Source organism: Streptomyces sp. PA03-6a, assembly GCF_033792765.1.
Classification (GTDB): Bacteria; Actinomycetota; Actinomycetes; order Streptomycetales; family Streptomycetaceae; genus Actinacidiphila.
Genome location: NZ_JARAVK010000591.1, coordinates 1 through 836, shown reverse-complemented (window position 1 = coordinate 836; position 836 = coordinate 1). Strand labels below are relative to the sequence as shown.

Below are 836 nucleotides of genomic sequence, written 5' to 3'. Positions count from 1 at the left end.
GTAGCACCCCGCCCGGCCACCGGCCAGGAGAACCCGCAGACACCCCCGGCCACCACCCCGGCACGGCCCGCGCTGCGTCGCTGGGTAGCGGCCGAGACCCTGGTCGGCGTGTGCATACTCGCCATCACCGCGGTCCTCACCTCCACCGAACCAGCCCGCACCCAGGAGTCCGCGGCGGCCGCGCCCCCGGCCGTGGAGCTGCCGTTCGACACGCACGGCACACGTGGCCGGGGCACCGTGACCGCCGTGGTGGATCCCGGCCGCAGCGGTGCGAACGCGGTGAACGTGTCGGTCACCCGGCCCGGCGGCGACATGCTTGACGTCCCCGAGGTGCAGGTCGCGCTGACCCTGAAAGCCCAGGGGATCGGCCCGCTGCGGGCGCCGGTGCGGCGGCTGTCCGCGGGCCGCTGGACCACCTCGGGTTTCCAGGTGCCGGTATCCGGCACCTGGGACCTGGCGGTGACCGTGCGGACGTCGGAGATCGATCAGATCACGGTGCGCGGCCGGGTCAGGATCGGCTGAGGCCCAGGTCCGCGTGGCGCAGACCGATCTCGGCGATGAGGTTCTCCACGGGGCCCTGATCTCGTCACGGACCCGGCGCACGAAGTCCAGGCCGATGGGCAGCATCCACGGGTGGGCGCCCCACCCCCATCCTCCTGCTGCGGGTGAGGCGGCAGCCTTGTTCAGCAGCGCCTGGTAGGAAGAGGTCACGCCGAGTGCGCCGAGGGCGATGCCCGCTGTGACGGTGGCGCCCAGCAGCAACTTCTCGAGGTGTGACCGGGTCGGTTCCGGCTTGGGGGATGGGGAGCCGCTCGGGGAGGCGGGCCCGGTCACGG

Annotated in this window: 1 pseudogene; it reads left to right on the top strand. The window is 73.3% G+C overall.

Annotation, left to right across the window (positions count from 1 at the left end):
• Nucleotides 1–522, top strand: a pseudogene (locus PV350_RS46775) (hypothetical protein); the annotation flags it as partial.
• Between the last annotated feature and the right edge of the window lie 314 nt (nucleotides 523–836).